This window comes from Nocardiopsis sp. TNDT3, from assembly GCF_003427465.1.
In the GTDB taxonomy this organism is placed as follows: domain Bacteria; phylum Actinomycetota; class Actinomycetes; order Streptosporangiales; family Streptosporangiaceae; genus Nocardiopsis; species Nocardiopsis dassonvillei.
Window position 1 is genome coordinate 1 of the sequence record NZ_QPFC01000782.1, and the last position, 8,027, is coordinate 8,027.

General features: G+C 73.4%; 6 protein-coding genes. 4 read left to right on the forward strand and 2 right to left on the reverse strand.

Features of this window, described 5'->3' with window-relative positions; genetic code table 11:
* Positions 1–24 precede the first annotated feature (24 nt).
* Entirely contained in the window at positions 25–960 is a 936-nt protein-coding gene (locus DQW06_RS19185) for a hypothetical protein (RefSeq protein ID WP_232833080.1), read from the reverse strand.
* 192 nt (positions 961–1,152) lie between these two features.
* Positions 1,153–2,319 (reverse strand): DUF695 domain-containing protein, encoded by a 1,167-nt coding sequence (locus DQW06_RS19190; protein ID WP_013151213.1) that lies wholly within the window; start codon positions 2,317–2,319, stop codon positions 1,153–1,155.
* 189 nt (positions 2,320–2,508) lie between these two features.
* On the opposite strand from DQW06_RS19190, the gene mnmA reads away from it, so the two are divergent.
* The 4 genes from mnmA (at position 2,509) to ligA (ending at position 7,754) form a co-directional block, all read left to right on the forward strand.
* Complete coding sequence (gene mnmA, locus DQW06_RS19195; RefSeq protein WP_013151214.1) at positions 2,509–3,597, forward strand: tRNA 2-thiouridine(34) synthase MnmA; 1,089 nt, start codon at positions 2,509–2,511, stop codon at positions 3,595–3,597.
* Between the two features lie 155 nt (positions 3,598–3,752).
* Positions 3,753–4,283, forward strand: coding sequence for a DedA family protein (locus tag DQW06_RS19200; protein WP_013151215.1), 531 nt, complete (start codon positions 3,753–3,755; stop codon positions 4,281–4,283).
* 59 nt (positions 4,284–4,342) lie between these two features.
* Entirely contained in the window at positions 4,343–5,386 is a 1,044-nt protein-coding gene (locus tag DQW06_RS19205; protein WP_013151216.1) for a methionine synthase, read from the forward strand.
* 40 nt (positions 5,387–5,426) lie between these two features.
* Entirely contained in the window at positions 5,427–7,754 is a 2,328-nt protein-coding gene (gene ligA, locus DQW06_RS19210) for an NAD-dependent DNA ligase LigA (RefSeq protein WP_117199042.1), read from the forward strand.
* Positions 7,755–8,027 lie beyond the last annotated feature (273 nt).

The window sequence follows — 8,027 nt, forward strand, 5'->3', positions numbered from 1 at the left end:
GGGCGGGGGCGGGCCCGCGCCGCCTCACGCGGTGACGGCCTCCACGAGGTCGCAGCGCTCACCGGGCTCCTCGGGGCGCAGCGCCCGGGACACCCCGAGCAGGTCGGTGGGCGTGCCCGGCTCCGGGAGTAGGCTCGCCACCGTGCCGTCGTCGAGGTGCGTGCGCAGCTCGCTCGGGTGGCCGTCGGCGTGGTGCACGACCACCGCCTCCCCCAGGTCGCGGCACCACGTGCCGGGGAAACCGCAGCCCGCGTCCAACCCGGCGTCGGCCGAACGCGTGCCGTCCCACGTCAGCACGTGCAGCGGTGCCCCGTTCCCGTCGCGGTAGGTCAGGCGCAGGCCGTCCTCCACCTCGTGCACCTGGGCCAGCGACCATCCCGGGTGGTCCAGCACCGCGATGGTCCGCTCGAAGGACATGATCTGCGCGCGCGAACGCTCGTCGGCCGCCCGCGCGAGCACCGCGTCCTCCACGGCGGGCAGCGCCGCGAGCAGGACGGCGACCACCGCCACGGCGGGCAGCACCCCCGGCCGCCAGCGGTCGGAGGGCCGGTCCAACAGCATCGACGCGCCCATGCCCAGCGTCGCGACGGTCCCGGTCAGGAAGGCGGTGTTGGCGGCGGTCCCCCAGGGCAGCGTCATGACCTCCGGGGCCAGGAACGCGACGACCACGGGTGTGACCATGGCGGTGGCCGTCACGAGCGCGGCCGACGCGAAGGGATGGTTCACGCCGGACCTCTCCAACCACTGGGACGCCAGCCAGAACATGAGCAGGACGACCCCGGCGACCACCGGCGCGAGCAGCAGCGCCCCCTGGCCCGCGCCGCTCAACGTCAGGGCGCGGGCGGTGTCCCAGATCCCCACGGGGAACAGGGACATCAGCGGAGCTCCCACCAGGCACAGGGCGAGGACCGCGCCGACCGCGGCGACCCGGGGCCGACCCGATGGTGCTCGTGGCTGCACACCGTCCAAGGCCGCATCATCCTCCTGGCGGAAATGACACGTTACGCCTGTTGTGACTTGGGGGCCAGATGTGCAAGGTGGGATTTCGGGTTGACCCTGAAGCCCCCGGAGTCGGCGGCGGACCAAGAACCGGTGATCCGTTTCCCCCGAGGCGGTGGACAGCCGTCCCGGCCGCTGCCCCGCCGCCGCGCCCTACTCGCCCAGCTGGCGGCGGAACGGCCTGCGCGCGGCGTTGAACTGCGCCCAGGACGGGTCGAGCTGGCTGCGCAGCTTGACCTCCCCCTCGGACCAGTCCGTCAGCACGGCCTCGAACTCGGGCAGCACGCCCGAGTCCGGGTCCAGGTAGTAGCGGTAGTCACGCCTGCCGCCCACGGTCTGGCGCATGAACAGCGCGCCGTTGTCCCCCAGCACACCCGAGATCCGGGCCTCCAGGTCGTCCAACGCCGAGGCGGAGGCGCCGGCGGGCAGCTTGTCCTCGTCCGTGTGCGTGTACGGCACGATCACCTGCACGAACAGGGTGAACGCCGGGAAGTCGCGACGGGTCAGCGGGTGGCGGAGCAGGATCTCCACCGCGCCCTGGAGGGGGATGCGCCCGTGCAGCGTCGCCCAGCCGCCCGACCCGCCGAGCATGTCCGCCATCTGCCGCACCACGGCGGGCATCGACGTGGGCGGCAGCGGGTCCAGCGGCGGCTCGTCCAGCGGCGCCGTCTCACCGATCCACCGCACCCGGTCGTCCTCGCCCAGCGCCAGCAGGGTGACGTGCTCGGCCACGGCGGCGCGCGTGCTCTCGGGCAGGAACATGTTGTCGGGGTGGTACACGCCCACCTCGACCTTGCCGGTCGCGTGGTCGACCCGCATGGACACCGACACGTGCGACAGGTCGAGCTCGTGGTCGTCCAGGTTGACGGTGGAGGACAGCTGGTCGTGGTCGGCGGGCCGCACCGGCCGGAACAGCCACCGGGAGTCCTCGGGGGCCGAGCGCGCCCAGCGCTCGGACAGGATGCGCGCCTCCTCCGAGCCGCCGGGGCGCAGCGTCAGGGCGTAGGCGGGGCCGTCGGTCAGCCGGGAGGGGTCGTCCAGGGCGGCCAGCTGCTCCAGGAGCTTGCCCGGGTCGACGTCGGTCGACAGGTCGAGGTCCTCCAGGCCGCCGCTCGGCTTCGGGGCGCGGCCCACCTCCCACTCCATGTCCGGGTGGATGGAGCGGACCAGCGCGGTGACGCGCTCGGACACCTCGGCGGGCACGGGCTGGTCCGACTCGACCGCGCTGGCCAGGGCCTCGCGTTCGGCGGGCCAGGCGTCCCAGAAGGCGGTCACTGAGGAGGCGGAGTCGGTGGAGCGGCGACGACGGAACAGAGCCATGCCCCGATTTTCGCAGAAGCGGACGACCACACTCGCCGTCGCGCCCGGGGGCCGCCCGGCGGACGGTTCGCCCTCCCGAGGCCGCGGCCTGGTTCCCCGCCGGGCGTCGCCGTTGACCCCCGGTCGGAGGTTCCCGTCCCCCCAGGCGGGGACTCCGTCCCCTCCACGAGCGCATACCCTGGACCCACTATGACTTTGCGTGTACTCGCCGCCATGTCGGGCGGGGTCGACTCCGCGGTCGCCGCGGCCCGTGTGGCCGAGGCGGGCCACGACGTCACCGGTGTCCACCTGGCGCTCTCCAAGAACCCGCAGTCCTACCGCACGGGCGCTCGCGGCTGCTGCACCGTGGAGGACTCCCACGACGCGCGGCGGGCCGCCGACGTCATCGGCATCCCCTTCTACGTCTGGGACATGTCGGAGGAGTTCGACCGCGAGGTCGTACAGGACTTCGTGGCCGAGTACGAGGCGGGCAACACCCCCAACCCCTGCCTGCGCTGCAACGAGAAGATCAAGTTCGAGGCGGTGCTGGACCGGGCCGTCGCCCTGGGCTTCGACGCCGTGGCCACCGGACACCACGTCCGCAAGGTCGACGGGCGCCTGGTGCGCAGCGTGGACGCGGCCAAGGACCAGTCCTACGTGCTGGGCGTGCTCAACGCCGAGCAGCTGGAGCGCGCGGTGTTCCCGCTGGGGGACTGCACCAAGGACGAGGTGCGCGCGGAGGCCGAGCGGCGCGGCCTGTCGGTGGCGGACAAGCCCGACAGCCACGACATCTGCTTCATCGCCGACGGTGACACGGCGGGCTTCCTCAACCGGCGCATCGGCGAGCGGCCGGGGCCGATCCGGGACGAGGACGGCACGGTGGTGGGCACGCACAACGGCTCGCACACCTTCACCGTGGGCCAGCGCAAGGGCCTGGGCCTGGGCGGCGCCGCCCACCCGCGGTACGTGCTCTCCATCGAGCCGGTCGACAACTCCGTCACGGTGGGGCCGCGGGCGTCCCTGCGGGTGGACGCCATCACCGGCGTGCGCCCGGTGTGGAGCGGCAGCGAGCCCCTGACCGAGCCGACCGACTGCCACGTGCAGCTGCGCGCCCACGGCGAGGTCTACCCGGCGAGCGTGTGGCAGCGCGAGGCCGACGGCGGTCCCGAGCTGGTCGTCCGGCTGGCCGAACCCGCGACCGGCGTGGCCACCGGGCAGGCCGTGGTGGTCTACCAGGGCGACACGGTGCTGGGGTCGGCCACGATCTCCGCCACCTCCAGAACCGGCGCCGCGGTCTGAGGGGGCCGGTGCGGCGGTCCGGGCGGGCGCGGGGACGTGCCGCCCGGGGGCCCGGCGGCGGAGTGGGCTGTCCCACCTGGTTCGTCGCCCGCGATCCCTTGCCGAACTTAGGTAAGGCATAGCATAGTTGCGGGGCGAGGTGAGGGGGCCTGCCCATGCCGGAGTTCGATTTCCTCGACGGCCAGCCGTTCTGGATCGTCTACTTCACGCTGCTCGGCGTGGTCCTGTGCCGTGCCCAGGCCACGTACTGGATCGGCCGCGGCCTGGGCGCCGGGGTGACCCGCAGCCGTATGGGCGCCAGACTCGGCCCCCGGCTGGACGCCGCCCGGCGGCGCATCGACCGCTACGGCGCGCCCGTGGTCACCCTGAGCTTCTGCACCGTCGGCGTGCAGACCGCCGTCAACCTCGCCGCGGGCGCGATGCGCATGCGCTTCCCGCGCTACCTCGCCGCGATGTTCGTCGGCTCGCTGATCTGGGCGGGCCTGTGGGGCGTGGTCATCGGCGGCCTGGTGGGCACCTGGTTCTCCCTGTTCCTGGACTCGCCCTGGGCGGCCCTGGGCGTGGCCGCGCTGGCCTCGGCCGTCGTGGCCGTGATGGTGCTGCGCGCCCGCCGCTCCCGCGCCGCCGAAGAGCCCTCCGAGGAGCCCGAGGACGCCACCGACGCCCACCGCGCCTCCGCGGGTTAGCCCCGACGCGTCCCGACGGTAGCGCCTGACCGGGGCGCGTTGCCCTAACCTTGGGCGATGTGAGCGAACAGCACCCCTACCCCTGGCCCGCGGCGTCCTCCACCGGGGTCGGGTCCTGGCCGGGCGAGGACCCCGATGAGGCGATGCGCACGGTCCTCGGCGAACTCCCCGACCTGCCGCACCTGCCCGAGCTGCCCGCGCGCGGCGTCGGCGCCGACATGGTCGGCCGCACCTGCGGCCTCCTGGTGGAGTTCCCCGTGCAGGTCCAGCCCAGCGGCTGGCGGGTCGCCGACAGCCCCGGACGCGACCTGGGCCGCGCGGCCAGCCTCATGTCCTACGACCTCGACGCCCTCACCGAGCACGCCCACGGCTTCACCGGCACCCTCAAGGTGCAGGTCGCCGGGCCGTGGACCCTGGCCGCGTCGGTCGAACTGCGCAACGGCCAGCGCCTGGTCTCCGACCCGGGGGCCTGCCGCGACCTGACCGAGTCCCACCTGGAGGGCGTCCTGGCGCACCTGGGCGAGGTCCGCAGGCGGGTCCCCGGCGCCCGGCTCCTCGTCCAGGTCGACGAGCCCTCCCTGCCCGCCGTCCTGCTCGGCGCCCTGCCCACCGCCAGCGGCTACGGCCGCCTGCCCGCCGTCGACCGGGTGCGCGTCGAGGCCGCCCTGCGCGTCCTCTTCGCCGCGATCGACGCCACCGGGGCGGTCCCCGCCGCGCACTGCTGCGCCCCCGGAGTCCCCGTCGACCTGCTGCGCCGCAGCGGCGCCCGCGCGCTGAGCCTCAACGCCCTCCTCCTCACCCGCGACCACGACGAGACGGTCGGCACGGCCGTGGAGGCGGGCACCGGACTCCTGCTCGGCGTGGTCCCCTCCAGCGACGGCGCCGAGCCCGCGAGGACCGCCCGAATGTCCGACCCCGCCGCTACTGTCGATCCTGTTCGCGAGTTGTGGAACCGGTTGGGATTCTCCCCCGACCTGCTCTCCCGCGCGGTGGTCACCACGCCCACGTGCGGGCTGGCGGGCGCCTCACCCGGCCACGCGAGGGCGGCCCTGAACGCCTCCCGAGCCGGTGCCCGGGTCCTGCGGGACGAACCCCGAAGGTAGCGCCCGCAGCAGGCGAGCACGAGAGCGAGAAAGGTACCGAGTGAGCGCGCCCGACACCACCACCGACATCCCCGACGAGGTTCGCGCCCGGCACACCGAGCTGTGCCAGGAACTGGACGACCACAGTTACCGGTACTACCTGGGCACACCGGTGATCTCCGACGCCGAGTACGACACCCTCATGCGTGAGCTGGTCGGCATCGAGGACTCCTACCCCGCCCTGGCCACCCAGGACTCGCCCACGCAGAAGGTCGGCGCGCCCATCAGCGTCGACTTCGCCGCGGTCGAGCACCTGGTGCGGATGGAGAGCCTGGGCAACGCCTTCGACGTCGACGAGCTCAACGCCTGGGCCGACCGGGCCAGCGCCGAGGTGCCCGTCAACGGCTACCTGTGCGAGCTCAAGATCGACGGCCTGGCCGTGGACCTGGTGTACGAGAAGGGCCGCCTCGTGCGCGCCGCCACCCGCGGCGACGGCCGCGTCGGCGAGGACATCACCCTCAACGTGCGCACCATCGGGGTCGTCCCCGAGCGCCTGGACGAGAGCGTGCGCCCCGCCCCCGAGCTGCTGGAGGTGCGGGGGGAGGTCTTCCTGCCGGTGGAGGACTTCGGAAAACTCAACGAGCGCATCACCGCCTCGGGCGAGCACACCCCCTTCGCCAACCCCCGCAACGCCGCCGCCGGGTCGCTGCGCCAGAAGGACCCCCGCGTCACCGCCACCCGGCCGCTGTCGATGATCGTGCACGGCGTGGGCGCCTACTCTCCGGCGAAGGACGGCGGCGGGGAGGTGGCCTTCACCAGCCAGTCGCAGGCCTACCGGCTGCTGGGGGAGTGGGGGCTGCCGCTCAGCGACCGCTACCGGGTCGTCACCACCATGGACGAGGTCCGCGAGTACGTGGCCCACTACGCGGCCCACCGCCACGAGCCCGCCTACGAGATCGACGGCATCGTCATCAAGGTCGACGACTTCGCCCTCCAGCGGCGCCTGGGCTCCACCAGCCGCGTCCCGCGCTGGGCGATCGCCTACAAGTACCCGCCCGAGGAGGTCACCACCCGCCTGCTCGACATCAAGGTGGGCGTGGGCCGTACCGGGCGCGTCACCCCCTACGGGGTCATGGAGCCGGTGGTCGTGGCCGGGTCCGAGGTCGAGTTCGCCACCCTGCACAACGCGCGCGAGGTCGAGCGCAAGGGCGTGCTCATCGGCGACACCGTCGTGCTGCGCAAGGCGGGCGACGTCATCCCCGAGATCGTCGCCCCGGTGCTCGACCGCCGCGACGGCACCGAGCGGGCCTTCGCCATGCCCGAGTCCTGCCCCGAGTGCGGCACCACGCTCGGCCAGCAGAAGGAGGGCGACGTCGACCTGCGCTGCCCCAACGCCCGCTCCTGCCCGGGCCAGCTGCGCGAGCGCCTGTTCTTCGTGGCCAGCCGCAAGGCCCTGGACATCGAGGCGCTGGGCTACGTGGCCGCCACCGCCCTCACCCAGCCGCTGGAGCCCGCCCGGCCGCCGGTGCGCGACGAGGGCGACCTGTTCGACCTCACCGTCGACATGCTGCTGCCCATCCGCACCCACGTGCTCGACCCCGACACCACCGAGCCCAAGACCGACCCCAAGACCGGCGAGCCCAAGGTGGTGTCCTTCTTCGCCAACAAGAAGGGCGAACCCAAGAAGACGGTCGAGAAGCTCTTCGAGCAGCTGGAGGAGGCCAAGTCCAAGCCGCTGTGGCGTGTGCTGGTGGCGCTGTCCATCCGGCACGTGGGTCCGCGCGCGGCGGAGGACCTGGCCCGCCACTTCCGCTCCATGGACGCCATCCGCGCGGCCAGCGAGGAGGAGCTGGCTGCGGTCGACGGCGTCGGCCCGACCATCGCCGCCTCCATCCGCGAGTGGTTCTCGGTGGACTGGCACGCCGAGATCGTCCGCAAGTGGGCCGACGCCGGGGTGCGCATGGAGGACGAGGACGACGGCTCCAGGCCGCGCCACCTGGAGGGGGTCACCGTGGTGGTGACCGGATCCCTGGAGGGCTTCAGCCGGGACGGGGCCAAGGAGGCGATCGCCGAGCGCGGCGGCCGGGCCACGGCGTCGGTGTCCAAGAAGACGGGTTTCGTGGTGGTCGGCGACAGCCCCGGCTCCAAGTACGACAAGGCCGTCAAGCTGGGGGTGCCGGTCCTGGACGAGGAGGGCTTCCGCGTCCTTTTGGAGGCCGGTCCCGAGGCGGCCGAGGCCATGCGGATCAACCCCGCGCCCCGGGAGCCCGGGACCGAGGACGCCGAGGCCGGGGCCACGGGGACCGAGGGCGCGACCGGGACCGACGCCGTCCCCGGAACGTCCGAAACCGTCGCCGACGCCGAGGAGGCCGTCAGGGACGAGGCCTGAGGGCACGGGCCGCTCCCGCCGACCACGGCCGCGGAACCCGGGGCGTACCGGGCCCGCGGCCGTATCGGACCCGCGTACCTTTTCGGGGATCCCTCACCGCGCGCAGCCCCGCCTTGGTTAACTGATAGTTCCTGGCAAGCGACAGTTGGTGACGAAACCGCGTAAGGTGGACAGCAACGCACAGGATGCGGGTGTATCCGAAACCGGAATTCGGCCATGAGGGGTGGCCGGGTGCTGGGAACCCCGAGCAGGAGCGGCGGCGCCGTCCGGCGC

What these genes read in the sequence shown, in the direction of transcription:
- DQW06_RS19190 (WP_013151213.1), bottom strand. Translation starts at nt 2,319, where the DNA reads ATGGCTCTGTTCCGTCGTCGCCGCTCCACCGACTCCGCCTCCTCAGTG.
- mnmA (WP_013151214.1), top strand. Translation starts at nt 2,509, where the DNA reads ATGACTTTGCGTGTACTCGCCGCCATGTCGGGCGGGGTCGACTCCGCG.
- DQW06_RS19200 (WP_013151215.1), top strand. Translation starts at nt 3,753, where the DNA reads ATGCCGGAGTTCGATTTCCTCGACGGCCAGCCGTTCTGGATCGTCTAC.